This window comes from Gephyromycinifex aptenodytis (genome assembly GCF_012277275.1).
GTDB classification, from domain to species: Bacteria; Actinomycetota; Actinomycetes; order Actinomycetales; family Dermatophilaceae; genus Gephyromycinifex; species Gephyromycinifex aptenodytis.
In genome coordinates, this window is sequence record NZ_CP051155.1 from 2,539,219 (window position 1) to 2,565,110 (window position 25,892).

Consider the following 25,892-nt stretch of genomic DNA (forward strand, 5'->3'; position numbering starts at 1 on the left):
TGATCGGTGGAGGTGGATGGTGAAGGTACTCGTCACCGGAGCATCCGGGATGCTCGGCGCCGGGATCGCCCACGCCCTGGCCCGACGCGGCGACGAAGTCACCGTGCTGCAGCGCCGCCCGAGCGGTTCGGGGCTGCGTGAGGTGCTGGGCGACGTCAGCGACGAGGCCGTGGTGCGTCGCGCGGTCCGCGGGCAGGACGCCGTGGTGCATCTGGCCGCCAAGGTCGGGGTCACCGGCGCCTGGCCGCAGTTCGTGCGCGCCAACGTCGTCGGTACCCGAGCTGTGGTCCAGGCATGCCGCCTGGAAGGGGTGACCCGCCTGGTGCACACCTCCAGCCCCTCGGTGGCACACGCCGGGGCCTCGCTGGTCGGGGAAGGTGCCGCTCCCGCCGACCCGGAACGCGCCCGCGGAAACTACGCCCGCAGCAAGGCCATCGCCGAGCGGATCGCGCTGGCTGCTGATGCCCGTGCCCAACGCGACGGCGCCGGCCCGGCGGTGGTGGCGATCCGCCCGCATCTGGTGTGGGGGCCCGAAGACACCCAACTCGTGGCCCGTTTCATCCGCCGCGCCCAAGCGGGACGGCTACCGATCATCGGTAGCGGTGCACCGCTGGTGGATACGACGTATATCGATAACGCGGTAGAGGCGTTCGTGGCCGCCCTGGACCGGTGCGAACAGGTCCGCGGGCAGGCGTTCGTCATCACCAACGGGGAGCCGCGCCCGATCGGGGAACTCATTACGGCCTGGGTGCAGGCCGGCGGTGCGCCGGCGCCGACCCGGCACGTGCCCACCTCGTTGGCTTTGGGCGCAGGCACCCTCGTGGACGGCATCACGGCGGTGCGCGAACGTCTGGGCACCCTGAACGAGGCGGATCCGCCGCTGACCCGGTTCCTGGTCGAGCAACTCTCCACCGCGCACTGGTTCGATCAACGCCGCACTCGTGCGGCGTTGGACTGGACGCCGCGGGTCAGCCTCGATGAAGGTTTCGCGCGGGTGGCGCGGCACTACGCGACGTCGTGACCTGAGTTGTGGGTGGGGATTCCGGTCATGTTCTCCAACGTGGAACCGGAACCGAGCTGGGAGCGGCTGATCACGGAGAGCTGCCCATCGCTTTCCAGCACGACCGCTGCCACGTCCTCGATCCCGCCGGTGCCGGTGCGTCGGATGGCTTGCTGCACCTCGGCTTCGGCGATCCGCTGCTCGCGCATCCGCGCGGTGAGGAGTTGGCCGTCCCAGACGAGCGCGGTGGGCTCGGAGACGATGATCGAGCGGGTCCAGGGCAGGCGCACCAGCGACTGAGCGACCAGCCACTGCACGCTCATCAGCAGCAGCATCGCCAGCAGGCCTTCCAGGAAGGCGACATCCGAACTGAGTAGCACGCTGGCCAGCACCGAACCCAGGGCGACGGTGACAACCAGGTCGAACGCGTTGAGTTTGGCGAGGGTGCGTTTGCCGAAGATGCGGGTGAGGATGACCAGCGCCAGATAGGCACTGCCGCCCACCGCGAGGATGCGCACCAGGTCGAAAGTCGAGTCGAACCACATGGCCCCATCCTGCCTGCTGGTGGTTCAGCGCGCCCGGGGGCGAAGCTTGCGCTAGCTGGGGGAGTCCACGGCCTCGAGTTGGGTTCGCAGCCTCTGCAGCTTGCGGGCGCTCTGGGCTCGCTCGGTTTCGGCCGCCTCAGCGGCGGCCTGCGCGTCCTGGGCTTCGCGGCGCGCCTGGGTCAGAAGCGCCTGCAGTTCGTCGGCCCGAGCCGTGGCCCGCTGCGCGAGGCGGGTGCATTCGGCGTGCTGCAGCGAAGCCTGCGCCAGCGCGTGCTCGACTTCCTGCACAGCCCGTTCAAGGCGTTCGCGTTCGCGGGCGTTCTGCTGCGCCCGCAGCAGGTTGGCGCGGGCGCGTTTGGCGGCGTCGCGCTGCTCGGCGTGCTTCCGGGTGCGCCGGGCTGGTTGGGGCACAGCCTCGGGCGCCGAGGACGATGCCGAAGCGATGGCGGGGGTTTGGGGTCGCTCGGCCGAAAGCGCTTCAGCGGGTGGGTCGGCCGGAGCCGGTCGGGGCGCTGCCTCGGGCTTGTCGCCCCGGTCGGGAATCTCGCTTACGCCGCCACTCTCGCCCCCTTCGGGTGTCCGGCCCGCCTCGGGCGTCTGGCTCGCGCGAGTTCTCTCGGCGCGCGCGGCGTCGGCTGCTCGCTGCGCGGAGGCCGTCAGCACCTCGGCGGCGACGGCGTCATCGAGGTCGACCTCGCCGAAGCCGGCGTAGGTCAAAGGGCGCACCAGGTGCCCGGAGAACACTGCTTGTTGGGCCGCCTCATCGGCCAGGGCCGCCACCAGGGTCATCCGTACCTCGTCCACCACGGCGGGGGTCAGCGGTCGTTCGTGGCGTTCGGCGACGAACTCCACGCCGGTCAGGACCGCGCCCAGGACCGCTTCACGTTCCTCGCGCAGGTCTCGCATCGCGCGGGCGTCCAGGGTGGATTGGGCTTGACGCAGTCGGGCCGCGAACTCGACGAACGCCTCGATGTCCACGGGGCGTTCGAGCACGAGGGCGTTCAGGGCCCAAGCGGCGACGGTGGGCTTGCGCAGGGCGCTGATCGCCTGGGCCGAGTCACGATCGCCCGCGGCACGGGCGGCTTTGGCCAGGGCGGTGCGGGTGGCGACGAACTCTTCGGGGGCCACCGCGTACAGCGCATCGAGCACGTCCGCTTTCACGCCGTCATCACGGGCTTATCGTCGCACCGTGCCCGCCGTCAGGGTCGGCAACGGCGCCGGGCGGTGCAGGGGCGACGTCCTGCCTTTCGACATCGGGAGCGGGTGAGGCGATGCGTCCGCTCGGGCCGGGCGGCCTAGGCTTATCCGATGAGTGATCTGACCCCTGAGGAGTTGGCCGTTATCGCTTCCGCGTTCGATATGGCGCGGGAGGGTCAGGCGGAGGAGCTCGCGGACTTCGTGGATTCCGGGCTGCCGGTCAACCTCACCAACGAGGTCGGCGACACCCTGCTCATCCTCGGTGCCTACTACCGCAACGCGGAGGTGGTGCGGGCCTTGCTGGCGCGCGGAGCCGACACCTCGCGGGTCAACGACCGCGGCCAGAGCGCAGTCGGTGCAGCCGTCTTCCGGCAGGACGAACAGATCGTCCGGATGCTGCTGGCCGCAGGCGCTGACCCGGGCCTGGGCGCCCAGAGCGGGCACGCCGTCGCCGACTACTTCAACCTGCCCGAGATGAAGGCCCTGCTGTCCGAGGCGGCTGCCGAACCGGGCGACGCCGTGCCGTGACCGGGTCTGGGGCGTTCGACACGTCGATGGCCGCAGGTGCAGCTGCCCGCTGAGGGGTGTGCCGTACCTGCGGGCGACGGCCTCGGTTATTCGCTGCGCACTCCCGGCTCTTCGGGCAGCGGTTCCAGGCGGGCGGCTGCGTCCAGGGCCAACTCCAGCGCTGTTTGGCGGAACTGGCGACCCCATAGCCGCGGGTCGTGGTCCTCCTCGGCCAGGGTGTCGGCGGTGTAGAGGATCTGGCCGAACCGCGCGCCGCGGAAGCTCGCGCAGGCCGCCAACGAGGCGCACTCCATGTCGACGACCTGGCAGCCTTCCTCGCGGCGGGCGTTGACCTTGGCGCGGGTCTCGCGGTAGAAGGCGTCCGTGGTCCAGGTCGGCGCTTCGAGATAGCGCAGCTCAGCGGCCTGTACCGCGGCCGCGCAGGCGGCGCGGACCTGCGGGTCCAGCTCTACCCAGCGCCCGGGTGGCAGGTAGTGGTGAGAGGTGCCATCGTCGCGCAGTGCCTTCGTCGGCAGGACGAACTGCCCTTCGTCGAAGTGCACCAGACCACCGCAGGAACCGACCGCGACCAGGGTGCGCGCCCCCAATGCCAGCAGGTGCTCCAGGACGATCACCGCCCCCGGTCCGCCGAGCGGGATCTCGGTCAACGCCACGCTTCTGCCGGCGTGTTCACCTACCCAGACGGGGAAGACCCGGGTGATCATCTCGACCTCGTGCACGGCCTGGAAGCCGTGCTGCTGCGCCCAATCGGAGGAGACGGTGCCGAGCAGGGTGAGCACCGCGGCATCCGGCAGCCTCACCCCCGTCCGGGACCGGATGCTGCCGGATATCGCGTCGCGAGGGTCTGGGTCGAATTCGGTGAGGGGAATGTCAGTGGCCACGTCGCCATTGTTGCGCGGCCCGCGGCGGCCCAGGTGACACGGTGAGCCCGTGGGTGTGCCCGATAGGTAGGTCGTGATCGGTGGCGGTCAAGCAGATCTGGCCGCGGGTGCTATCTGCACCGCGCCGGGCTCAGGCCGCGCGCGAGGCTCATCGCCCGCGCCCGCGCGCTACCCGGCCTGGGCGCGTCGGTGCAAGCCGAGCTGCTGTGGTTTGCGATCAGCCGGTGCCGTGCGCTGAGGGTCGCCCGCAAGAGGTCGAAGTTCACCGTGATGCGAGTGCTCGGGCAGTGCCGTTGCGGGCTGTCGGCCAGCGGCGCCCACCTCGTCGCGCTTGGGGTGCTGAGCTGCCCTGACGACCTCGCCTAGCTGAGTCTCGACGCACTCGACGCGCTCGTCGAGAGCCTCACGGCACGATCCAGGTGTGTTGGGCGGGCCTCAGCGGCCCCAGTCGCCCAGCGCGCCTTCCAGGGCGCCGAGGGCGGCCTCGACCAGAGCATGCCGTTCGTCATCGGGCATGCCGCGTTCCACCCAGGCCGCGCAGGCGGCGTCGATGAACCCGAAATACCCCCACAGCGCATACGTGCGTCGCGGCCCGGGATCAGGTCCGAGCAGGTTCGCCAGTCGCTGCACATAGTCGGCGCGGATGCCCCGCCGCAGTTCCAGGGCGGATTCCGGTTCGTTGCCGGTGGCGCGGAACGGGGCCGACCAGCCCGCCTCGTCATCGGTGATGTGATCCAGGTAGGCATGCAGCGCCGCCTTCACCCGTTCTCGGGCCGGTGCGCCAAGCGGGAGCGCCGCCTCGGCTGCCTGTTGTCGGGCCAGCAGCGTGGCGCTGGCTGCCGCGACGACCTCGGCGTACAGCCCGGGCTTTCCCTCGAAATAACGATGCACGAGCGCCTCGGAGACCCCGGCCTGCGCGGCGATGCCACTGACGGAGACCTGCGCGTAAGGGGCCCGCGCGAAGGCAGCCAGGGCGACGCGCAGGATGGATTCGCGTCGGGCGCTCGGGCTCAGACGGGTGCGGGGCGGGGTCGAGGTCATCGAGGTGGAGTCTAGCCCGTTAGTGAGTTAGGCTCAGCAACGTTGGTGAGTGAGACTCAATAGTGACTCTCCTCGACGTGGAGGACGCTGGTCCTCGTCGCACGCCACACTGAAGCAACGACACGACGAGTGGAGAAACATATGTGGATCGAGCACGCGATCTGGTGGCACGTCTACCCGCTGGGGTTCGTCGGGGCACCCATCCGGGACCGCGACCCGCAGGCGCCGATGGTGCACAGCCTGGCGCACCTGGAGGCCTGGTTGGACTACGCCGTCGAGCTCGGCACCTCCGGGCTGCTCCTGGGCCCGATCTTCGACTCCTCCACGCACGGCTACGACACCACGGACTACTTCCGCATCGATCCACGCCTGGGCGATGAGGACGACTTCGATTCACTGGTTCGCGCCGCCAAACAGCGCGGCTTGCGCATCGTCCTGGACGGCGTCTTCAACCACGTCGGGCGTGCCCACCCTGCGTTCATCCGCACCATCGAAGAAGGCCCGAGCGCCCCCGAGGCGGACTGGTTCCGCCTCACCTGGCCCGAAGCTTGGCAGCCGGGCCAGCAGCCCGAGTACGGCGACTTCGAGGGCCATGGCGACCTCATTGCGCTCAATCACGACTCACCAGCCGTGGAGCGGTTGGTCGGCGATGTCATGCGGCACTGGCTGGCCCGCGGCGTCGACGGCTGGCGTCTGGACGCCGCCTACGCCGTCGACCCGGCCTTCTGGACCCGGGTCATCCCCGGTGTGCGTCAGGAGTTCCCCGAAGCCTGGTTCCTCGGCGAGGTCATCCACGGCGACTACGCCCAGATCGCCACGACCAGCGGGTTGGACTCGATCACCCAGTACGAGCTGTGGAAGGCGACCTGGAGCGCGCTCGCGGACGCGAACTTCTACGAGTTGGCGCACGCCCTGACCCGCCACGACGAGTTCGCTGAAGGGATGCTGCCGCAGACGTTCGTCGGCAACCACGACGTGGACCGGATCGCCACCAAGGTGGGCGGGCCCAAAGCGGTGTTGGCGGCGACGGTGCTGTTCACGGTGGCCGGGGTGCCGTCGGTGTATTACGGCGACGAGCAGGCCTACACCGGAGAGAAGACCGTGGGTTGGGGCGGCGACGACCAGGTCCGTCCGGTGTTTCCGGCCACCCCGAGCGAACTGTCGCCTCTGGGATCCTGGATGCACCGGGTCTACCAGGACCTCATCGGGATGCGCCGCCGCCACCCGTGGCTGGTGCGGGCCCGCACCGAGCAGGTCGAGTTGAGCAACGAACGCTTCGTCTACCGCGCTCGCAACCCCGAAGGCCCGGAATCGATCACCGTCGAACTCGACGTGCTGCGCCCCAGCGCCCAGGTCACCGGCGCCGACGGCCAGGTGCTCTTCCGTTACGACGGGTGAGCGCTGAGGCGCCATCGCCCGGTGTGTCCAGGTGCACAAACAAAACCGCCCCGCATCCGAAGATGCGGGGCGGTTCTGTTCGTCTCAAGCGGTGTTACGCGCCGATGGCCAGCATCTCGGTGGCTTCCCGACCGAAGATTGCCAGCACCTCCTCGGAGGCATCCAGCGCGCTGAGCTCGCCGGCGGAAACGCGCTTCTCCAGCTCGGCGCGGACCTTGCGGACACCTTCGGTACGCCGAACGGCGTCCTGCAGGCGGGTGTCGACCATCGTCCACATCCACTCCAACTGCTGGGCTGCCCGACGCGGAGCCAGCTTGCCGGAGTCCTCCAAGTCCTGCCGGTGGGCCAGCACAGCGTTCCAGATGTCGTCCAGGCCGTCACCGGTGACCGCGCTGCAGGTGAACACCGTGGGCTTGCGGCGCTTCTCATCCGAGCCCATCATCAGCCGCATCGCCGAGCTCAGCTCGCGTGCTGCGATGCGAGCTTCCCGGGCGTGCTCACCGTCGGCCTTGTTGACCCCGATGACATCTGCGCGCTCCAGGATGCCGCGCTTGATGCCCTGCAACTGGTCGCCGCTACGAGCCAGCGCCAGCAGCAGGAAGGTGTCGACCATGTCCGAGACGGCGACCTCGGACTGTCCGACGCCGACAGTCTCAACGAGCACGACGTCGAAGCCGGCCGCCTCCACGACGACCATCGCTTCGCGGGTGGCGCGGGCGACCCCACCGAGGTGGCATCCCGAGGGGGAGGGGCGGATGAACGCATCCTGGCTTTCGGCCAGGCGCGCCATCCGGGTGCGGTCGCCCAGGATGCTTCCGCCGGTCCGGGACGAACTCGGGTCCACCGCAAGTACCGCGACCCGGTGCCCCTTCTCGATGAGGCGGGTGCCGAGCTCGTCGATGAAGGTCGACTTGCCGGCGCCCGGGACCCCGGAGATGCCGACCCGAAGGGCGGCGCCGGTGTCCGGCTCCAACCGGGCCAGCAACTCGTGGGCCTGTTTGCGGTGATCCAGACGGGAGGATTCGAGCACGGTGATGGCCCGCGCCAGGACGGAACGGGAGCCTTCCCGCACACCCTTCTCAAGAGCATCGACGTCTAGGCCGCGCCTCATGCATCCCCCTCATCGCGCTCAATTCGTTCGATGAGTTGCTCGACCAAACCGCAGGCAGCTTCGGGGATGACCGTGCCGGGCGGGTAGATCGCGTCGGCACCTGCCTCACGCAGCGCGTCGAAGTCCTGGCTGGGGATGACGCCGCCGACGACGATGACGATGTCGGGGCGTCCCAGCTTGTCGAGTTCGGTGCGCAGCGCAGGCACCAGCGTGAGGTGACCGGCGGCCAGCGAGCTGACACCGACAACGTGCACGTCGGCCTCGACCGCCTGCCGGGCAACCTCACCCGGGGTCTGGAACAGCGGGCCCACGTCGACGTCGAAGCCGAGGTCGGCGAATGCGGTGGCGATGACCTTCTGACCGCGGTCGTGTCCGTCCTGGCCCATCTTTGCCACGACGATACGAGGGCGACGACCCTCGAGCTCTTCGAAGCGCGCGATGAGACCAGATGCGCGGTCCATGTTGGTGTTCGTGCCCGACTCCTCTCGGTACACCCCGCTGATCGTGCGGATCTGCGCGGTGAAACGCCCGAAGACCTTCTCCATCGCGTCGGAGATCTCTCCGACGGTTGCCATCACGCGGGCTGCGTCGATGCTGGCCGCCAGCAGGTTGTCGCCGGGCTGGGGGTCGGCCGCGACCCGGGTGATGTTGTCCAGGGCAGCCTGCACCTTGGCGTCGTCGCGCTCCTCGCGCAGTCGGCGCAGCTTCTCGATCTGGCTGCGACGCACGGCGGCGTTGTCGACCTTGAGCACCTCGATGCCCTCATCGCCCTGCACCAGGTACTTGTTGACGCCGATGACGGGCTGGCGACCGGAGTCGATGCGGGCCTGGGTGCGGGCCGCGGCTTCTTCGATGCGCAGCTTGGGGATCCCGGCTTCGATGGCCTTGGCCATCCCGCCGGCCTGCTCGACCTCTTCGATGTGCGCCCAGGCGCTACGAGCCAGGTCGTGGGTGAGCTTCTCGACGTAGGCGCTGCCGCCCCACGGGTCGACGACGCGGCAGGTCCCGGATTCCTGCTGCAGGAACAGCTGGGTGTTACGGGCGATGCGAGCGCTGAAGTCCGTGGGCAGGGCGATCGCCTCGTCCAGGGCGTTGGTGTGCAGCGACTGCGTGTGCCCCTGGGTGGCGGCCATCGCCTCCAAGCAGGTGCGGACCACGTTGTTGTAGACGTCCTGGGCGGTCAGGGACCACCCGGAGGTCTGGCTGTGGGTACGCAACGACATGCTGTTCTGCTTCTTGGGGTCGAACTGCTTGACCAGGCGAGCCCACAGCAGTCGCGCCGCACGCATCTTGGCGATCTCCATGAAGGAGTTCATGCCGATCGCCCAGAAGAAGGACAGCCGCGGCGCGAACGCGTCGACATCAAGGCCCACGGCCCGGCCGGCGCGGATGTACTCCACGCCGTCAGCCAGGGTGTAGGCCATCTCGATGTCGGCGGTCGCCCCGGCCTCCTGCATGTGATAGCCGGAGATCGAGATCGAGTTGAACCGAGGCATGTTCGCGCTGGTGAACGCGAAGATGTCGGAGATCACCCGCATCGAGGGCAGCGGGGGATAGATGTAGGTGTTGCGCACCATGAACTCTTTGAGGATGTCGTTCTGGATGGTTCCAGACAACTGCTGGGGGGTGACCCCCTGCTCCTCTGCGGCGACGACATACAGAGCGAGTACCGGGAGCACCGCGCCGTTCATCGTCATCGACACACTCATCTGGTCCAGCGGGATGCCGTCGAAGAGGGTGCGCATGTCGTAGATCGAGTCGATCGCCACGCCGGCCATACCGACGTCGCCTTCGACCCGGGGGTGATCGGAGTCGTACCCGCGGTGGGTCGCCAGGTCGAAGGCGATCGAGAGGCCCTTCTGGCCGGCCGCGAGGTTACGCCGGTAGAAGGCGTTGGACTCCTCAGCGGTGGAGAATCCGGCGTACTGGCGCACCGTCCACGGCTGGTTGACGTACATCGTCGGGTAGGGCCCGCGCAGGAACGGCGGGGCGCCCGGCGTGGTCTCCAGGAAGTCCAGTTCGGCGAGGTCTTCTTCGGTGTAGAGACGCGGGACGACGATGCGTTCCGGGGTTTCCCAGGGTTCTGGGTCTTCACCGATGGCTTGGCTCCATTGGGCGCTGGCGGCCGAGTCCGGCTCACCGTCACCCAGGTCAATCGCATCAAAGCGGGGGATCGTGCTCATCGAGCCACTCCCATTTCGTCGAGGAGGGTGTGCAAGGTGGCGACGACGTCGATGCCGTCGAAGATGACACCGTCGGGTCGGTCGCCGGGACTGTCCTGGTTGACCGGGAACTCTCGTTCCTGCCCGGCCATCAGAACACGTTCGATTCCGGCCGCGCGCAGCGCAGCGAGTGCGTCGGGGGCAAGGTCTGCATAGACCTTGGCCGAGGAGCACAGGACGGCCACGTTCGGCAGCGGCTCGCTCGGCGAGCTCAGCTGCGTACTGAGGGCCTCCGCCGAGGCCACCTCGATCGCGCGGGTGCTGATGCCCGCCACGCCGAGGAGGTTGGCGGTGAACATCTCTCGCGGGCCGAACTCGCGCCGGGCGCCCAGACAGACCAGCAACGCCGCCGGCTCGTGGCCGCTCTTGGCGGCGTAGGCAGCAGAACGGTCACGCAGCGCCTCGAACATCTCCGAGTCGCGGCGCGGGAACAGGCCGGGGAGGTCGTCGTGGCCCTTGGCAACAGCCTGCGGGACGCTCTCGCGCAGGCTGCGCTCGGAGGGGTTGGGGAAGGTGCTTACGCCGGTGATCGGCTGCGCCCGTCGGGCCAGGCGCTTGTCGCGCTCCGCAGCGACGGCGGTGATCCGGTCGGCGATGAGGTTGGCGTCCAACGCCGCTGCCATCCCACCGGCGCTTTCGATCTCCTGCACGAACTCCCATGCTCGCCGCGCCAGGTCGTCGGTGAGTTGCTCGACGTACCAGGATCCACCGGCGGGGTCGGTGACCCGTCCGACGTTGGACTCCTCAGCGACGAGGATCTGGGTGTTGCGCGCGATCCGGCGGGTGAGCACATCCGGCTCTCCCCACACCGCGTCGTAGGGGGAGACGGTGATGGCCTCGGCGCCGCCCACGGCGGAGGAGAAGCAGGCCACCGTGCCGCGCAGCATGTTGACCCACGGGTCGTCGCGGGTGAGCATCCGCCAGGAGGTGACGGCGTGCTGGACCGCACCCCGGCGATCCTCGGGAACGTCGCAGGCCTCGGTCACCCGTGCCCACAGGCGCCGCATCGCACGGAACTTGGCGATGGTGAGGAACTGGTCGGCCGTCGCCGAGATCCGGAACTCCCACTGGGAGACGGCCTCAGCGGGGGAAACCCCGGCCTCTTCGAAGGCGCGCAGGTAGGCGATGCCGGTAGCGATCGCGCACGCGACCTCTTCGACATCCCCGGCGCCGGCGTCGTGGTACGGCCGGGCATCTACGACCCCGGCCCGCACCTTCGGGTAGCGCGCCAGGCACGTCTTGCCGGCGTCGATGAAGTCTGAGAAGTCTGCGTCAGCTGCGGGGGTCCCCTCCCGGGCGGCCCGTCCCAACGGGTCATAACCCAAGACCCCAGCCGCAGCCGAGTCGTCGATGTCGCGCTCGGCCCACAGCGCCATCAGCGCATCGGCGGCCGGGCGGTCGTGCTCCACGCTGCTCAGCGTGATCGGAGCCAGGTCGAGGTAGACATCGGCCAGGACCTTGGGGAGATCTTCAACGGCTACAGCCCCGGGACCGGTGTGCAACCAGACGCCGGTCACACCGCGTTCGAGGTCGAGCAGGACTGCCTTTCGAGTCGCCTCCGCGTCAGAGGTGGCGTGCATCTGGCGCACTTCCCACGGCGCCTGCGGGTCGCGCAGTTTCGTGCCACGGGTGAACGGCATGAGACCCGGGCGCCCCAGCGGCTTGTGGCCGTCGCGGTACAGCGGCTGAATGGTGAGACCATCCACCGTCTTGGTCAGCAACCTCTCCACAGCTTGCTCGCCGTTGAATTGCTTCTCCGGCGGCCGCTTACGGTTCAGGGCCGCTGCGGCAAGCTCAGGCCACCGGTCTTTGGGGAGGGTTTCAAATCCCGCTGCTAGCGGGGTTTCTTCAGTCATCGTTGCGTCGCTCACTCTTCGCCGAGATGTGCTGCTGATAGACGTACATTCTCGCGCATCCCGTCTCGTTCTGGGCAGGGGTGCCACCTCTGGGCCAGCAAGATCGGCAAACCACTGAAATTGCGCGGGGCGATGACGTCGGCCCAGGGGTGCTCGCAGTCGCCCAGGACGGTGTCGATCAGCACGACCGGTAGCTGCGGATGCGCCTCGAGGGCGGCGCTGGCGATAACCATCCGCGCCATCTCGATGTCCTGTCCCAGGTTGGCGGCGATGAAGCCGACCAGGCGGCCACCGACGCTGGCGGTGATGAGTTCGAGGCCGGGTTTTTGCAGGGTCGGCGCGAGCCAGGTCAGGTCCATATCGGCGGGGATCCGCGCCTGGGTTTCCAGGTGCACCAGCTCTTCGGTGAGGCTCAGGACGTCGTGGGGTTGGGTGTAGCGCGACAGCCGGATCGGGCCCGCGAACCCGTGGTGCTGCGGGCCAATTTCGCTGGTGGGGGCGGTAGGTAGGGACATGGACGGACCTCCCGGTCGTAACCGAGGGGTGATCGGCGCCCCGCCTGAGGACGGCTCGATCGCCGTGATGGCGGCGTGTGCCGACCTTCCCTCGAGGCGGTGTACACGGGCGCGCCGCACCGTGGTGCGACGCACTGGCAGGTCTTCGGACTTGTGGGCGCTCCGGGCCGAACAAGCCCGGTGGTCCTACTGGCCGTCGCTTCCCAGGAGGCCGTTCCCCAGTGCGTGATGACGGTGTTCGATTCCCACTTACCGCTGCGGGGCAGCTCCGGATTCACACCGGATTCCCTCTTGCGACTCCACCGGCCAGTAGGCCGGTGGAGAACCAGCACTATCACCGTAGCGGCCCGAGAATGAGAGCCCGGGCAAGTCAGGCCATTGGTCCCGCAACCGCTGGGGTGCCTGCCGCTGCCGGGGCCGTGGCCGCGCGCGATGCTTGCGCGGCGTGGTGAGTGCTCCCAGGCGCCGGCGCCTCAGGCTTGGAAGCCGTGGGTCAGCAGGGCGGGCAGGCTGCCCTGGGCCCAGTGCCGCAGTACCGCCAACTCGTAGGCCGGGATCGGTGTGGGCAGTTCGCTGAGGGAGAACCACTGCAGGTCAGCGCATTTTTCCGGTTCGAGGGCACGCGGTTGGCCCTGCCAACGCTGGGCGCAGAAGAACCAGTCGACGCGTTGCTCGATCGGGCTGTCGGTGCCGTCGGTGCGGTGCACGCTGGTGAGCGGCTGCAGATCCTCGGGGGCGATCCGCACCCCGAGCTCCTCCTCGGCCTCGCGTAGGGCCGCAGCCGTCACCGACTCACCCGCCTCGACGTGCCCGGCCGCCCCGGCCGCCCAGTGTCCGTCCATGTAGCCGGTGTTGCGGCGAAGTTGCAGGAGGACCTGGTCGCCGCGACGCAGGAAGATGTAGGCCGACGGCACGAGCGGAATACGCATAGCCGCCACCCTAGACGCGGCTTTGTCCCGTGGGGTTCTCCTGTGCCAGTTCGGCCAGTTCGGCTGCCGCCTTGGGGTCGTACAAGCTCTTGCGCGGCCAGGCGCTCTTTTGTCCCACGAGGGTCAGCAGCGCGGGAACCATGAACGTGCGCACCACGAAGACGTCGAGCAGGATGCCCACGCTCATCGCGAAGGCCAGTTCGCGGAACGCGCTCAGCGGAATGATCGCCAGCATCCCGAAGCTCACGGCCAAAGCCAACCCGGCAGTCGTGATCGCCTTAGAGGTCTCGGGCATCGCGATCGCCATCGCCTTGGGCAGCGGGTGGTAGCGCGCCTCCTCCCAGGTGCGTCCGACACCGAAAATGTTGTAGTCCGAGCCCAAGGCGACCAGCAGTACCGCCGAGGCGAAGGGCACGTAGAAGGTGATGCCGTCCTCGCCGAGCAGGTTGGTGAAGACGTAATTCGTGAGCCCGAGGGTGGCGGCCACCGACATGATGTTGCAGACGAGCAGGTAGACCGGTGCTACGAACGCTCGCAAAAAGATGATGAGGATGATCAGGTTGACCGCGATACCTGCGATCGCCAGTCGCCCGAGGTCGTCTGTGGTGCCCCGGATGAGACCGGCAGCTAGCGCGGTGTCGCCGCCGACTCCGATGCGTTGGGGTGACAGCCCTGATTGCGCTGCCAGGTCCGGTAGCCGTTCGCGCAGGGAGATGAGGTTCTGCACCGCGCTGCCGTCGAGTGGAGTGTCCTCCAGGACGACCAGCATCCGGGCTGCGTCGTCTTTGTTAGAGGTGAAGAAGCCGTTGTCGAAGGGGGGGATCGACAAGGCTGGCCCAATCACGCCGGCCACGCCCGGCTCGGCGTCGATCCGGTTCTGCAGGTCGATTAGTCCCTTGACGTTTCGCGCGGTGCCGCCACCTTCCAGCAAGACCGAGGTCGGTGAGGTGATGCCGGGTGCGAACCCGTGCGCGGCCGCGTCGGTGGCGCGCTTGACGGTGTTGTCGTCGGGCAGTGAACTGCTGAACCCAGCCTTGAGCGTCAGATTGAACAGCGGAAGCGAAGCGCCGCCCAGCACGACGAGACTGGCCAGTAGGGCTAGCGCGGCCGGCGCCTTGTGGGACAGAGTCCGCACGAAGAACGCCATCAACGGGGAGGGGCGTGCCATCTTCTGGATGCCCTCGCGGTTGCGAGGCCAGAACACCCTCTTGCCCAGGACGGCGATGACCGCGGGGATGAGGGTGATGGCGACGACGAGGCCGACAGCGATGGTGACGGCCATCGCCGGGCCGAACGTGGTGTAGAAGACCGACTCGGCTACGAGCAGGCTCAGCGTTCCGGCGGCCACGGTCACCCCGGCCGCGACGATGATCGGGGTGTATGTCGAGACTGCTGCCGTGACACCGGTGCGTTTGTCCTCTACTCCTCTTCCGATCACCGCGCTGAGTCCGGTGACGTAGAAGATGGTGTAGTCGGTGACGACCCCTAACAGCAACGCGACCAGGACGGGTTGCAGTTCCGCAGGCGCTGTCACCCCCAGGACATCGGCCAATGCCGTGACCAGCCACATCGTGACGATGACGGCAACGCCGGAGGCGCACAGGGCCAGGAACGGGACGAACAGGGAGCGGAAGGCCAAGCCGACCAGGACGAAGATGGCGACCAGGGTGAGGATCTCGAGCTGGTGGACGTGGATCCCGAGAAGGTAGGCCTGTTGGGCGCGCGCCGGGATGGACCCGGCCACCCCGATGACGTGGTCCTCGGGACGGTCGAGATGCTCCTGGGCGTAGCGGCGTGACTGGGAGTGCTGTTCACCGAAGCCGACTCGGGGGTCCATGAACAGGTAGGTGAGCACGGTGGTGCCGCGCTCCTGTTGGCCTGCGCCGAGCGTGACGGCATTCGGCAACGGCAGCGCACCCAACAGCGGCGGCGGCGGGGTGCTCTGGTTGACGGCGATCGCGTCGAGGACGGATTCGAGTTGCACATAGGGGGAAAGCCCGTTCGGGTCCCGTTGCACGACAACGGTCCGGCTGAACAGCGGGAACCCGAAGATCTCCATGTCGCGGGTCTCGGTGCGGTAGGCCTCCCCGGTGGGCGACATCAGCGATTCAGCACCGCCGTCACCGGTCAGGTTCGTGGCCGGAGGGTTCAGGATCGCCAGGATGCAGATCACGATCCAGGTCGCGATGATCGGCCAGCGCAGGGCGTACGTGATCCGAGCGTGCCAGCCGTGTAGCCCGCGCGGAGGTCGCACGAGAGCATCCGTTCTCTCGTCTTTGTCGTCCATGCTCACGTCGCGCTCCTCCAGGGACCCATCGCTGGCAGGCTCCAGGGTATGGCCCAGGGCTGGGAACCGCGCGATCGAGGGGATACAGCCCAGACAGCGCCACTGCGATGCCAGCAGCGTAAAGCGGCATTGTCCCGGTGCCGTCGGTGTCACTCGGTGACCGGTGGTTCGTGAGCGTTTAGGGTGGAGAAGACCTGAACCCGACTGAAGGAGAACGCCATGGCTCGTCGCGTGGACCCCAACGAGGGCGTTTCGGGCCCTCGCACGACCTCATCCTCGTCCGCCTCATCCTCCCGCGGCGGGGTCTCGTGGTTCGTACCCGTCGTCACCTTGCTGCTCGGGCTTGTTCTCGGCGCCGGCGGTATGTGGTTCGCCGCCCGTTCGGACTCCTTCCCCGGGGTATCGGCATCGGATAGCTCCGCACCCGCGACCGCGACCCCGACGCCCGCAGCGCCGACGACCGTGAGTCGCGTTGAGGTGCCGGCCTCGTGCCTGAAGATCGCCGACGAGTCCCGGCAAATGGGCGTGGTGCTCGGGCGCGGTGTGACAGCGGCCAAGGACCTTGATGCCTCCGCGCTCAGCGGAATCGTCCGCGACTTCGGCGAGAAGCAGGAGACGATCGAGGCGCTCGCGCGTGACTGCCAGGAGAAGGGCGAGATCCCCGAGTTCGCGACCACGACGAACTGAGCACGATCTTCGACATATATCGCGGCCGAGTTCGCGGGTTGCACCGGGAGTGAATGGCCGCCCAGCCAGGACTGAAGCAGGAAGAGCGTTTCGGCCCTTTATCGGAGCAATTCAACCGTGGGCCTGAGCCCGCCAGCCCCGGCCCGCTGTCGACACCAGTCGACGGCGGGCCGGGGTTTTCAATCTCGGTTGTCCACGGGTGCGCTCGGTAATGGCGCCTCCAGAGGTAGGTCCGCGGCCGCAGTCGGGCTGCTGCGTTGGCTGACCAGGATCCCAGCCATCATCAGGGCGCATCCGGCATATCCGCGGCCCGTCATGGTCTCGGCCAGTAGCAGCGCCCCACCGATCGCCCCGAAAACGGACTCTGAGGACAGGATGATGGCGGCGTGGGCAGGTTTGGCGTTGCGCTGCGCGATGACCTGCAGGGTGTAGGCCACCCCCACCGAGAAGAACCCGCCGTAGAAGATCGGCAGGATCGCTTGTGGCACACCCGCGAAGGGATTGCTCTCCACGGCCAGAGCCGTCAACACACTGAACACCGAGCAGGCCGTGAACTGGATCACCGACAGCACCAGCGGATCATGGCGCGAACTCACAGCGTCGATGACGAGGATGTGCCCGGCCCAGAAGAAGGCGCTGATGAAGACCAATCCGTCACCGGGGGCCAAGGTGAAGTCGCTGGTCACGCTGAGCAGGTACAGCCCGGCCAACGCCAGCGCGACACCGATCCAGGTGGCGCGGGTGGTGCGATGCCGCAGCGCGATCCCCAAGATCGGCACGATGACGATATACAGCCCGGTGATGAAACTCGCCTTGCCGGCCGTCGTCCAGGACAGGCCCGCTTGCTGCAGCGCCGACGCGACGTAGAGCACGGCCCCAGCCAAGGTCCCCGGCAGCGCTGCCGCCCGCCAGCCGGCAACCGGTGCCGCGTCGCCGGCGCGTTGTGCGGCGCCGCGGGAACGTCGGCCGAAGAACCAGATGAGGGGCAGCAACGAGGCCGCGCCCAGCGCGAAGCGGGCCCCGTTGAACGCGAACGGTCCCAGGTGCTCGGCCCCGAGACGTTGGGCGACGAACGCGAAGCCCCAGATCGCTGCTGTCAGGGTGAGCAGCACGTTGGCTTTGGCGGAGGTGGACATCACTAGCGCACCGTAGCGCCGAGGCGTGCCGCCTGGCTGTCGCATCGCCCGCGCGGTAGCGGTGGCTCGGAAAGCTTGCAGGGACGGCTAGGGTCAGGCCCGGTGTTTCAGGGAGCGCACCACGACATTGGCGAACACGCCTGCCTGCGAGTCGTACACGCCGACGGCGTCCACGAGCGGTACGTAGGTGGCACCGGCGATCTGCGCCACGATGCCCGCCGCGTCTTCGAAGGTGTCGCCGTCATCGCCGAGCTCGGCCACCACGACGAACAGTGGCGCCGTGATGCGTTTGAGCAGGGCGGGCTCGGGGCGCAGCTCGGTATCGGGCGGCAGCCTCAGGGTGGCGCGTAGGGACTCCAGGGTGGGGGTGACAACCCAGGTGTCGTCCTCGACGTAGGTCAGGCCACGTTCCATGTCGGCCGACGCGATCGCGCAGGTGTCGGCGGTCGCCCAGTCCTGCGCCAGGCGTTGACCCAACCTCGCGATCATCTCCCTGCGGGCCGACTCGCCCTGCCCGGTGACTCCGAGTAGGAATCGGGATTGCATCTCCCGGAGGAACTCATCGGAGGTCGCGAACTCCAGGCCGACCGCGTTGATCTCCCAGTCGCGCAGGCACAACCCGCTGGCCAGGACGACCCCGCCGACCAGATCCGGGCGTTTCACGGCGATGACGGCCGCGGTGAACCCGCTGGTTTCGATCCCGACCAGGATCGGACGGTCCAGGGCAAGCGCTGCGAGCGCGGTCGCGATGCTGTCGGCGGCATGCAATGCGTTGCGCGGGATGAGGCTGCTGTGCCCGTTGCCGGGCGGGTCCACCGCGTAGACGTGGGCCCGGTCGGACAACTGGGCGGCGATGGCGTTGGCGGCTGCCGCGGTGTAGGCCGGTCCTGGGATGATGAACACAGCAGGGCCGTTGCCCCCGTGATCCAGGACTGCCAGGACACCGTCTTCGACGGGCAGTAGCAGCTCTTGCGGGTCCATAGGATCTTTATCGGCGCTTCGGGGCACATCCTCAGTAGATCAGGGGATGTATGCAACCGGCAGCACCCTGCGGCGCTAGATTTGAAACTTTTTGTCAGTGGTTCGATGCATGTCCAGCGCGTGGCTAAGGAGGCCAGCGAACAATGCGAATCCAAGCGTGCGGCGAACACGATGTCCGGGCCGCTGCCGGTGTGCTCGGGGAGGCATTTCGTTTCGATCCCCCGATGCTGGCGGCTTTCACCGGCCATGACGATCTACGCGAGGTGATGCAGGCGCTTTTCGAGGTGCAGATCAGACACCAGTACATGCGTGATGGCTGCGTCGATCTGGCGATGGAGGGTGACCGCGTGCTGGGGGTCGCCCTGTGGGCGCGGCCGGGCCGGTGGCGCTTGCCGTTGGCGCGCGAACTGCGGTTCATGCCGCAGGTGCTGCGAATCTTGGGTCCCTCATGGCGGGGCGCGCTGGCCGCGCACCGCAGGATCGAGTCGATGCATCCGCGGCTGCCGCATTGGTACCTGTACGCGCTGGGCGTGGCGCAACCGGGGAAAGGCGTCGGCGGTGCGCTAATCGAACACGGCACCAAGCGAGCCGGGCCGCAGGCCTGCTACCTGGAGGCGTCCACACCCAACAGTGCGAGGTTGTATGCCCGCCACGGCTTCCGCCCGGTGGCGCTAGCCCCCGGCTGTTCGCCGCAAACGCCGGTGTGCGCTATGTGGCGCCCGGCGCTGTGGGACGAAATCCCCGCCGACCTGCTTGCGGGCTGAGCTGGTGCGCGCCGGTAGAGATCGGTAGGTCCCTCGGTAGGCCCCCTGAGAGCGTCGCGCTCGCGTGGGGTTCGGCGATGCGCAGCAGACCCAATCGCTGAGTGACCAGCGCGTGCCCCAGCCATGGGTCTCCCAAGGGGTGTTCCTTCGCGTTCTCTACACCGACACCGACGGCGCCTTCAGCGGTCGGGAGTCCGCGACGACATCGATCGCCAGCGTGGCGAACGGCGGCCGGTACGCCCACCTAGGCCAAGACCCTCCGGCTCACCGCAGCCTGCGGAGGCGATGCTGTGGCAGAGGTAGCAAGCGGCGCCGCTACCGCAGCCGTAACGTGTGCGCTCAAAGCAGCTGAAGACCGACCCAGGAACTGGGCACTCATCCCACCCGGGGCGGCCCCAGCCCAATGGGAGCAACATTCCCGAGTGAGGACATCCCCCGGCGGCATCGGGTCCGTTCGTTGACCCCTGACCGCGGCGAGGGAAGAAGCGCCGACTGCGGGTGGATCAGGCGCGAGGGGGTTCGGTGGTGTTGCCGCGACGCAGGTAGGGCGCCAGGAGATGCTGGGGCAGGGGGCGTTCGCGCTCGCGTTCCCAGGGGCGGCTCAGTCCCGCCAGGTCGAAGACGTGGTCCAGCAGGGTGGCAGTAAATCCCCACACGAACAGCCCGTCGACGTCGAACCCGGGGCCGCGGTAATTTCCGGGCCCGCGCACCGTGAAGCGGTTGGTCGGGTCCAGCAGGTGGTCCAGGTCGGCGCGAACGACCCGGGCCACCTCGTTCACGTCGCGCACTCCGATCGGGTGCGGCTCTCGCCACCAGCCCAGCACCGGCGTGACCGAGGTCTGAGAGGGGTGCATGTACAGGGCTGGAAGTTCATCGACGATCTCGACGGTGGCCGGGATGACGCCGGCTTCCTCCTCGGCCTCACGCATTGCGGCCGCGATCGGGCCGCCGTCTCCAGGGTCGAGGTGCCCGCCGGGGAAGGCCACCTGGGCGGCGTGCGAACGCAGGCTTGAGGAGCGTTCGGTCAGAACCACATCCAGTCCGGCGCCGGTGGCGGCGTCGTGCTCGGCGAACAACATGAGCACGGCTGACTGGCGGTGCGGAGTGTCAGGGGGAACGAATTCGGCGAACCACTGCGGGACGTCCTCGTGCAGCGCGGGCCGGACCCGGCGCAGCCAGTCAGGTGCAAACACCACATGACGGTAGGGCACAAGTGCTTTCCGCGCCTCCTGCGCTGTCCGTGCTGCTGCGCTGCTCACTCCTGCCGCCCTGCTCGCGCTACGCGCCCCCGCTCGTGGGGTGCACAACCTGCCACGCCCCGGTTTCGTGCGGCAGTTGTGCGCCCGTGACGACTCGAGGATCGGCGAGCGCGGATTGAGCTTTCGGGTGGGTAGTTCAGCGTGCCAGAGCGGGTCCGGCGCCCAACCGGATCGGGCCGCGGGCAGTGGCTGGGTCGACCTGCTCGTTCTTCTGCAGCATCCGAACGCTGCCCTGACGAACCAGTTCGGCGGCTACCTCGCGCGCGGTTGGCATCAGTTCGCGCCAGTCCTGGCCGCCGACACAGCGGGCGGCGTCGCTAGGGCAGATGGTGCGCTCTTCGCGGTGGCGCAGCAGCGTGCGCATCGTGGCTGCCAACCGTTCGCGGCGTCCCGCTTCGGTGGGCTCCCACCAAGGATCGCCTCGTTCGCCCAGCGCCACCTTGGCGTCGTTGACGAACGGGCGCACCTCGTCCCCGCGGGTGCGCACGAGCCTGCGGGCGCGCATGAGTTCGGCGACCAGTTCGGCCCGCAGGTTCTCCGGGATCGAAGGGTCGCTCGCGCGCCACCGCCGTCCCCCGACGATGATGTAGCGACCGTCGGGCGTGCGTGGGGGTGACTGCGGGTCCTCGCTGCTCAACGTGACCTCCTCAACGGCTGGACTGCGTGGGTGGATCGGGCCGGAGAACCGAACGCCGTCGAACCCGAGCTGCGCGGGAAAGTAGCGAACGGGACCGCGTCACACCAGCTTGCGGCTGAGGCGGATCCGGCGGCGACGTAACGCCCGGCCGCGTTCCACGATGATGGCGACCGTGCGCGAGACGCTGGTGCCCAGCAGCATCCCCAACGCGATCGCGCACACGATGCTCACCGACTGCGTGATCGTCGGCGCCGCGATGCTGGGTTCGAGGCCGAGTTGGGCCACCGAGACCAGCCCGAGCGAGCCCGGTACGAGCAGCCAGAAGCTGGGCAGGAACATGACCATTCGCGGTAGCTGCGGTCGGGCCAACTCGACCAGTCCAGAACCGGCGCTGGCGACACCGGCACCCAGCAGCGCGCCGAACCACGGGGCCACATGTTGACCCCCGATCTGCGCAGACAGCGTCAGGCCCAGGATGAGCAGGATCCACGGCACTAACGGCATCGGCACCGACTCGGTCAAGCTGATGCCACTGGCCACGAGCACCAGCCCCGCGATGGGGCTCCACCAGCCGATGCTGTCGACAGTGGTGTTGGCCAGCGCTTCCGGGGGCACCCGCAACAGGATGGCCGCACCGGCGACCCCGAGGCCGAACATGACCAGTTGCGAGGTGCCGTAACTCAGCCGGGCGGTCCCGGCGACCATCGCCCCCGCCGCGACCTCGGACAGGCCGGTGACGATGAGCGCCCCCGGCAGCAGGATGGCGATGGGCGGCAGCATGGTGCGTAGCGGGCCGACGATCCAGCCCTGGCTGTGCGCCCAGAACGCCGCCAGCGCCACGATGAGGGCCGCGCCGAAGGGCATCAGGGTGGCCAGCAGGCGACCTCGGGCAGCGATCCGGATCGAGGCGCCGACGATCGGGCTGGCCAGGCCTGCGAACAGCACACTGGACCAGGCCGGTTGCAGGATGAGCGCGATCCCGCAGGCAATGACGAAGACGCCGCCATCGAGTCCGCCACGCGGGTAGCGGTGCGGCACCCGCCGCAGGCTCGAGAGTCGTTCGGTGGCTTCGGCGACGCTCATCGAGCCGCGCTCCAGGGCGGTGCGGATCTCATAGACCTGGGTGGCTTGGTCGAGCCGAAGCCCGCCCTCGACCGATTCGAAGGTGGCCGGTGTGCCATCGCCCAGGCAGACGATGATGCCGGTCGGTCCGGTGCTGACCTGGACCCGGCGATACCCCAGCGCTGCCGCGACCTGGCGTACCTCGCCCTGCACTTCGTGGGCAGGCTGACCGCCGGCGGTCATCGCTGCACCGAGGAAGGCCAGCACCCGACGAATTGCTTCTGCGGAGTCGGCGGTTCGGGGTGGGGCTGGTGCAGGGATCGGTTCGGCGTGCTCTGCCGGGATGCCGATCAGTCCGCTGGAGTGCGTGGATGGATCGCCCGCGGGAGGGGTGTTGTCAGCAGAAGAGGGCACCCGGAAAGCATGACATCCAGCAGGTGTGCTGCCGGCGCGATGTCCGCGCTGGCGGGCCTGGTCACTGGGCAGACGCCGACGCCGCGCACAGCTCAGGGATGTGCGGCCTTGCGTGCCGGGGTGGCTGGACGCGACGGCAGCGGAGAAAGAGGTTCGCAGGATGGGATCACGGTGTGTGGGGTGTCGGTTCGCCGCAGGATGCGGCAGGGTCGGCATCCTCAAGAGAACTCATCTGCTCAGGAAAGGTGCCGCTCATGTCACCGGTGCTCGTCATCTCGCTGGTCCTCGTGGCATGGCTGGTGATCGCCTTGGTGCTGGGGGTGTGGCTGCGGCACTGGCAACCGCCGGTGCTGGCTACGGCTGCTCTGGCGTGCTGGTTGTTGGCCATGCAGCAGGTGTGGGGGGTGATCGATGCCGGCGCCCCGCTGCCGGAGGCCGACGCGGTGCCCATGCTGGGGGTGGTCTACCTGGCGGGTACGGCCGTGCTGATCGTGGCTTCGGTGGTGGCGGCCAGTCGGGCGCTGGGTAGGCGCAGGTCCGCTCGGTGAGCGATGTCGTCATCGGGCCAGACGGACTGGCCAGACCCTCCTGGGCCAGTACCGATCCGCTGCTGCGCGCCTATTACGACACCGAGTGGGGCATGCCGGTGCGTGATGAGCGCGGGCTGTTCGAGCGGCTGAGCCTGGAAGCCTTCCAGTCGGGGCTGAGCTGGGCGACGATCCTGCGTAAGCGGCCGTCGTTTCGGGCGGCGTTCGCGGACTTCGACCCGGAGGTGGTCGCAGCCTTCGGCCCGGCCGAGGTCGAGCGTCTGATGGGTGAGGCGGGGATCGTGCGCAACCGGCGCAAGATTGAGGCGACGATCACCAACGCTCGCGCAACCTTGGGTTTACGCGACGAGCACGGCCGACCGGGACTGCCCGATCTCATCTGGTCCTTCCAGCCCGAGCGCACCCCCGCCCCGCGCACGATGCAGGAGATCCCGACCTCATCCCCGGAGTCGCTGGCGTTGAGCCGAGAACTCAAACGTCGCGGGTTCACCTTCGTCGGCCCGACGACGATGTTCGCCCTGATGGAGGCAGTGGGCATCGTGGATACCCACCTGCTCGATTCCCACCGGCGCGGCAGCTCAGGGGTCTGGCCGTCCTGAGTCGCGCTGCCGCTCACCCCGCGAGCCGTCAATCCGCAGTGACGGCTCGCCGTGCTCACCCCGCGAGCCGTCGATTCGCAGTGACGGCTCGCGGAAAAGGGGGAGGGCCGCGCTGACCTGTGACGTGACGGTACTGACGGTGCCGCCGGGCCCAGCTCTCGTTACGGCTGGCGTCCCTACGCCGAACGTCTCAGGTTCGACCCCGGCCGAGGGGTGCGAGGACTACCCAGTACGACCGGGTCGGACGCGACGGATGGAGCGGGCAAGCCGGGAGGAACCGGGGCGTGGTCGTGGCCTCCCGCAGGACGTGGCAGCATCGAGCAGACACCCACCTGCTTAAAGGACGTGCTCGTGACCCCTGCAACTGTGTTCAAACGGCTCGCGTTTGCCGAGGCGGTGACGTGGACCCTGCTGATCATCGGCATGGTGCTCAAGTACGTCACGCACACCACCGACCTGGGGGTGCAGGTCTTCGGGCTGGTGCACGGAGTGGTGTTCCTCAGCTACGTGATCGCCACGGTCGCGATCTGGATCGATCAGCAGTGGCGGGTCAGCACCGGCGTGCTGGGCCTGTTCAGTTCCGTCATCCCCTACGCCACGGTGTGGTTCGAACGCCTCGTGGAGTCACGCGGCTTGCTCTCTGGAGCCTGGCGCGTGACCGGAGATGTCGAGCAGCTCACCGGCGCCGAGAAGGTCCTGTCGAGGGCGTTGGCGCGCCCCGTGCTTGCGTGCGTGCTCGCGGTGCTCCTCGTCGCGGCGTTGACGGCCTTCCTGCTCTACCTGGGTCCGCCGACCTCCTGGGGTCGGGCCTGAGCGTGCTCATCGGCCGGGGTGGGCGGGCCGCCGGGGCGTTCCCTGGTCACCAGGTCCAGTAGTTCCTGCCAGGCTTCGATCTTGCTGCGATCCCGGCCTTGGCCCTGACCGCGGCTCTGCTCGGCCTCGTCGATGCGGCGCCAGTCTTCGAAGGTCGAGGGCCGGAAGCCGCGTTCGGCGAGGTGGCGGTCCAGGTCGAGGCTGGCGCGCTCGTCGTGTGGCGCCTCCTGCAGCTCCTGACACAGGTGCCGCACCGTCTGCGCGGCGTCGGACTTGTTGGTTCCGATGACCCCGATCGGACCGCGTTTGATCCAACCCACAACGTACTCCCGGCGCAGCCGGTGCCCGTCCTCGGTCAGAACGCGGCCCTCGTCGTTGGGGATGATGCCGAACTCCATGTCGAAGGGAACCCCGGGCAGCGGAACGCCGCGATAGCCGATGGCGCGTAGGACCAGGTCGGCGGGCAGTTCACTGAACTCACCCGTTCCGGTGACCCCTCCGGCGGCATCCAGGGCGGTGCGTTCCACCGTCATCCCGCTGACCTGCTCCTCGCCGGTGACGGCGACCGGGCGTCGCCAGAACAGGAAGTGCAGGCGGGTCCGCGCCTGCGGCACCTCCCGCGTGGCCGCAGCTTGCAGGGCCGCCACGTTGGCCCTGGTGCGCCGGTCGAGGTCGGCATCCTCGATGCCCTCGAAAGCCCCGGCATTCACCGTCACGGCCAGGTCGGGCACTGCCAGGAGCTCGCGAAGTTCCTTGGTGGTGAAGCTGGCATGTTGCGGTCCGCGTCGCCCGATCACCCAGACGTCAGCGACGGTGTGACGGTGCAGTTCGTCCAGCACCTGCCGGGGCATGTCAGTGCTTTCCAGGTCTTCGGGGTGCTTGGTCAGGATGCGCGCCACGTCCACCGCCACGTTCCCGACGCCGACGGCAACCACGGAGCGCACCCCGGCTAGGTCTTGGGCTCGCGCGTCCGGGTGCCCGCCGTACCACGCGACGAATTCACGGGCCGAGCGGCTGCCGGGCAGGGACTCACCCGGGACGTTCATCCGTAGGTCTTCGCTGGCCCCGGCGGCGTAGATCACCGCGTCGTAGGCGGCCAGCAATTCTTCACGCGCGACGTCGTTGCCGAAATCGACCAGCCCGAGGAAGCGGATGTGCTCGGATTCGAACACCCGGGCCAGCGTGGTGGCCACTCCGCGGATGCTCTCGTGGTCAGGTGCCACGCCATAGCGAAGGAGCCCGTACGGGGTGGGCAGACGGTCATACACGTCCACCTCGACCGGCACCTGATCCTGGTTGGCCAGTTCCTGCGCGGCATAGAGCCCAGAAGGTCCCGCCCCGACGATGGCTACCCGTCGCCGCTGCCCAGCCGCGCCGTGATCGCTCGTGCCGTGCTGCTTCGCTGTAGTCATCACGGAAGCCTAGCGGTCATCTTCCCTGGTCGCCGAGGATGAACCTCGTCGACGGGCGGCGTTCGTGCTC

At 68.5% G+C, this 25,892-nt stretch carries 24 protein-coding genes and 1 riboswitch; of the genes, 8 read left to right on the forward strand and 16 right to left on the reverse strand.

What is annotated here, in order from left to right:
* Window positions 1-16: 16 nt before the first annotated feature.
* Entirely contained in the window at window positions 17-1,021 is a 1,005-nt protein-coding gene (locus G9V96_RS10925; RefSeq protein ID WP_210424392.1) for an NAD-dependent epimerase/dehydratase family protein, read from the forward strand.
* Here G9V96_RS10925 and G9V96_RS10930 read toward each other — a convergent pair.
* Window positions 1,006-1,545, reverse strand: a complete 540-nt coding sequence (locus tag G9V96_RS10930; RefSeq protein ID WP_168583049.1) for a DUF421 domain-containing protein — start codon at window positions 1,543-1,545, stop codon at window positions 1,006-1,008. The two genes, G9V96_RS10925 and G9V96_RS10930, sit on opposite strands and share 16 nt — an antisense overlap.
* A 51-nt stretch (window positions 1,546-1,596) precedes the next feature.
* Window positions 1,597-2,706 carry a hypothetical protein gene (locus tag G9V96_RS10935; protein WP_168583050.1) on the reverse strand — a complete coding sequence of 370 codons (1,110 nt, stop codon included), beginning with the start codon at window positions 2,704-2,706 and terminating at the stop codon, window positions 1,597-1,599.
* A 147-nt stretch (window positions 2,707-2,853) separates the two neighbouring features.
* On the opposite strand from G9V96_RS10935, the gene G9V96_RS10940 reads away from it, so the two are divergent.
* Window positions 2,854-3,270, forward strand: coding sequence for an ankyrin repeat domain-containing protein (locus tag G9V96_RS10940; protein WP_168583051.1), 417 nt, complete (start codon window positions 2,854-2,856; stop codon window positions 3,268-3,270).
* Between the two features lie 86 nt (window positions 3,271-3,356).
* Here the strand turns inward: G9V96_RS10940 and G9V96_RS10945 are convergent, their stop codons facing one another.
* Entirely contained in the window at window positions 3,357-4,151 is a 795-nt protein-coding gene (locus G9V96_RS10945) for a nucleoside phosphorylase (RefSeq protein ID WP_168583052.1), read from the reverse strand.
* 435 nt (window positions 4,152-4,586) lie between these two features.
* On the reverse strand, window positions 4,587-5,192 hold the full coding sequence (locus G9V96_RS10950) for a TetR/AcrR family transcriptional regulator (RefSeq protein ID WP_168583053.1): 606 nt from the start codon (window positions 5,190-5,192) through the stop codon (window positions 4,587-4,589).
* A 141-nt stretch (window positions 5,193-5,333) separates the two neighbouring features.
* On the opposite strand from G9V96_RS10950, the gene G9V96_RS10955 reads away from it, so the two are divergent.
* Window positions 5,334-6,590: an alpha-amylase family protein gene (locus G9V96_RS10955; protein ID WP_168583054.1), complete on the forward strand. Its 1,257-nt coding sequence runs from the start codon at window positions 5,334-5,336 to the stop codon at window positions 6,588-6,590.
* Between the two features lie 94 nt (window positions 6,591-6,684).
* On the opposite strand, the gene meaB is transcribed toward G9V96_RS10955, so the two are convergent.
* The 6 genes from meaB to G9V96_RS10985 form a co-directional block, all read right to left on the reverse strand.
* Window positions 6,685-7,701, reverse strand: a complete 1,017-nt coding sequence (meaB, locus tag G9V96_RS10960) for a methylmalonyl Co-A mutase-associated GTPase MeaB (protein WP_168583055.1) — start codon at window positions 7,699-7,701, stop codon at window positions 6,685-6,687.
* A complete protein-coding gene (scpA, locus tag G9V96_RS10965) occupies window positions 7,698-9,884 on the reverse strand; it encodes a methylmalonyl-CoA mutase (RefSeq protein ID WP_168583056.1) in 2,187 nt (728 codons plus the stop codon). The genes meaB and scpA overlap by 4 nt, the downstream gene beginning before the upstream one ends.
* The gene (locus G9V96_RS10970; protein ID WP_168583057.1) at window positions 9,881-11,779 is read right to left on the reverse strand and encodes a methylmalonyl-CoA mutase subunit beta; all 1,899 of its coding nucleotides are present in this window, start codon (window positions 11,777-11,779) and stop codon (window positions 9,881-9,883) included. Before G9V96_RS10970 ends, scpA begins: the two co-directional genes overlap by 4 nt.
* 11 nt (window positions 11,780-11,790) lie before the next feature.
* Window positions 11,791-12,294 carry a hypothetical protein gene (locus tag G9V96_RS10975; protein ID WP_168583058.1) on the reverse strand — a complete coding sequence of 168 codons (504 nt, stop codon included), beginning with the start codon at window positions 12,292-12,294 and terminating at the stop codon, window positions 11,791-11,793.
* A 120-nt stretch (window positions 12,295-12,414) separates the two neighbouring features.
* A riboswitch (cobalamin riboswitch) is annotated at window positions 12,415-12,639 on the reverse strand.
* Between the two features lie 128 nt (window positions 12,640-12,767).
* The gene (locus tag G9V96_RS10980; protein ID WP_168583059.1) at window positions 12,768-13,223 is read right to left on the reverse strand and encodes an NUDIX domain-containing protein; all 456 of its coding nucleotides are present in this window, start codon (window positions 13,221-13,223) and stop codon (window positions 12,768-12,770) included.
* A gap of 10 nt (window positions 13,224-13,233) precedes the next feature.
* Complete coding sequence (locus G9V96_RS10985; protein WP_226913663.1) at window positions 13,234-15,510, reverse strand: MMPL family transporter; 2,277 nt, start codon at window positions 15,508-15,510, stop codon at window positions 13,234-13,236.
* Window positions 15,511-15,729: 219 nt separating this feature from the next.
* Here G9V96_RS10985 and G9V96_RS10990 point away from each other — a divergent pair, with 219 nt between their 5' ends.
* On the forward strand, window positions 15,730-16,197 hold the full coding sequence (locus tag G9V96_RS10990) for a hypothetical protein (RefSeq protein ID WP_168583061.1): 468 nt from the start codon (window positions 15,730-15,732) through the stop codon (window positions 16,195-16,197).
* 179 nt (window positions 16,198-16,376) lie between these two features.
* Here G9V96_RS10990 and G9V96_RS10995 read toward each other — a convergent pair whose 3' ends face one another.
* Both G9V96_RS10995 and G9V96_RS11000 read right to left on the reverse strand, forming a co-directional pair.
* Window positions 16,377-17,333: a DMT family transporter gene (locus G9V96_RS10995; protein ID WP_168583992.1), complete on the reverse strand. Its 957-nt coding sequence runs from the start codon at window positions 17,331-17,333 to the stop codon at window positions 16,377-16,379.
* Between the two features lie 93 nt (window positions 17,334-17,426).
* Window positions 17,427-18,314: an alpha/beta fold hydrolase gene (locus G9V96_RS11000; RefSeq protein ID WP_168583062.1), complete on the reverse strand. Its 888-nt coding sequence runs from the start codon at window positions 18,312-18,314 to the stop codon at window positions 17,427-17,429.
* A gap of 143 nt (window positions 18,315-18,457) precedes the next feature.
* On the opposite strand from G9V96_RS11000, the gene G9V96_RS11005 reads away from it, so the two are divergent.
* The gene (locus G9V96_RS11005; protein ID WP_168583063.1) at window positions 18,458-19,078 is read left to right on the forward strand and encodes a GNAT family N-acetyltransferase; all 621 of its coding nucleotides are present in this window, start codon (window positions 18,458-18,460) and stop codon (window positions 19,076-19,078) included.
* Window positions 19,079-19,581: 503 nt separating this feature from the next.
* On the opposite strand, the gene G9V96_RS11010 is transcribed toward G9V96_RS11005, so the two are convergent.
* From G9V96_RS11010 to G9V96_RS11020, 3 genes are all read right to left on the reverse strand, one after another.
* Window positions 19,582-20,271: an NUDIX hydrolase gene (locus G9V96_RS11010; protein ID WP_226913283.1), complete on the reverse strand. Its 690-nt coding sequence runs from the start codon at window positions 20,269-20,271 to the stop codon at window positions 19,582-19,584.
* 202 nt (window positions 20,272-20,473) lie between these two features.
* On the reverse strand, window positions 20,474-20,974 hold the full coding sequence (locus G9V96_RS11015) for a DUF3253 domain-containing protein (protein WP_168583065.1): 501 nt from the start codon (window positions 20,972-20,974) through the stop codon (window positions 20,474-20,476).
* A gap of 99 nt (window positions 20,975-21,073) precedes the next feature.
* Window positions 21,074-22,450: a threonine/serine exporter family protein gene (locus G9V96_RS11020; protein ID WP_226913284.1), complete on the reverse strand. Its 1,377-nt coding sequence runs from the start codon at window positions 22,448-22,450 to the stop codon at window positions 21,074-21,076.
* 254 nt (window positions 22,451-22,704) lie between these two features.
* On the opposite strand from G9V96_RS11020, the gene G9V96_RS11025 reads away from it, so the two are divergent.
* The 3 genes from G9V96_RS11025 (at window position 22,705) to G9V96_RS11035 (ending at window position 24,410) form a co-directional block, all read left to right on the forward strand.
* Entirely contained in the window at window positions 22,705-22,998 is a 294-nt protein-coding gene (locus G9V96_RS11025; RefSeq protein WP_168583067.1) for a hypothetical protein, read from the forward strand.
* Window positions 22,995-23,597, forward strand: coding sequence for a DNA-3-methyladenine glycosylase I (locus tag G9V96_RS11030; RefSeq protein WP_168583068.1), 603 nt, complete (start codon window positions 22,995-22,997; stop codon window positions 23,595-23,597). The genes G9V96_RS11025 and G9V96_RS11030 overlap by 4 nt, the downstream gene beginning before the upstream one ends.
* A gap of 351 nt (window positions 23,598-23,948) precedes the next feature.
* Window positions 23,949-24,410: a DUF3817 domain-containing protein gene (locus G9V96_RS11035; RefSeq protein WP_168583069.1), complete on the forward strand. Its 462-nt coding sequence runs from the start codon at window positions 23,949-23,951 to the stop codon at window positions 24,408-24,410.
* Here the strand turns inward: G9V96_RS11035 and G9V96_RS11040 are convergent.
* Window positions 24,374-25,822, reverse strand: a complete 1,449-nt coding sequence (locus G9V96_RS11040) for an FAD-dependent oxidoreductase (RefSeq protein WP_168583070.1) — start codon at window positions 25,820-25,822, stop codon at window positions 24,374-24,376. The two genes, G9V96_RS11035 and G9V96_RS11040, sit on opposite strands and share 37 nt — an antisense overlap.
* Window positions 25,823-25,892: the final 70 nt, after the last annotated feature.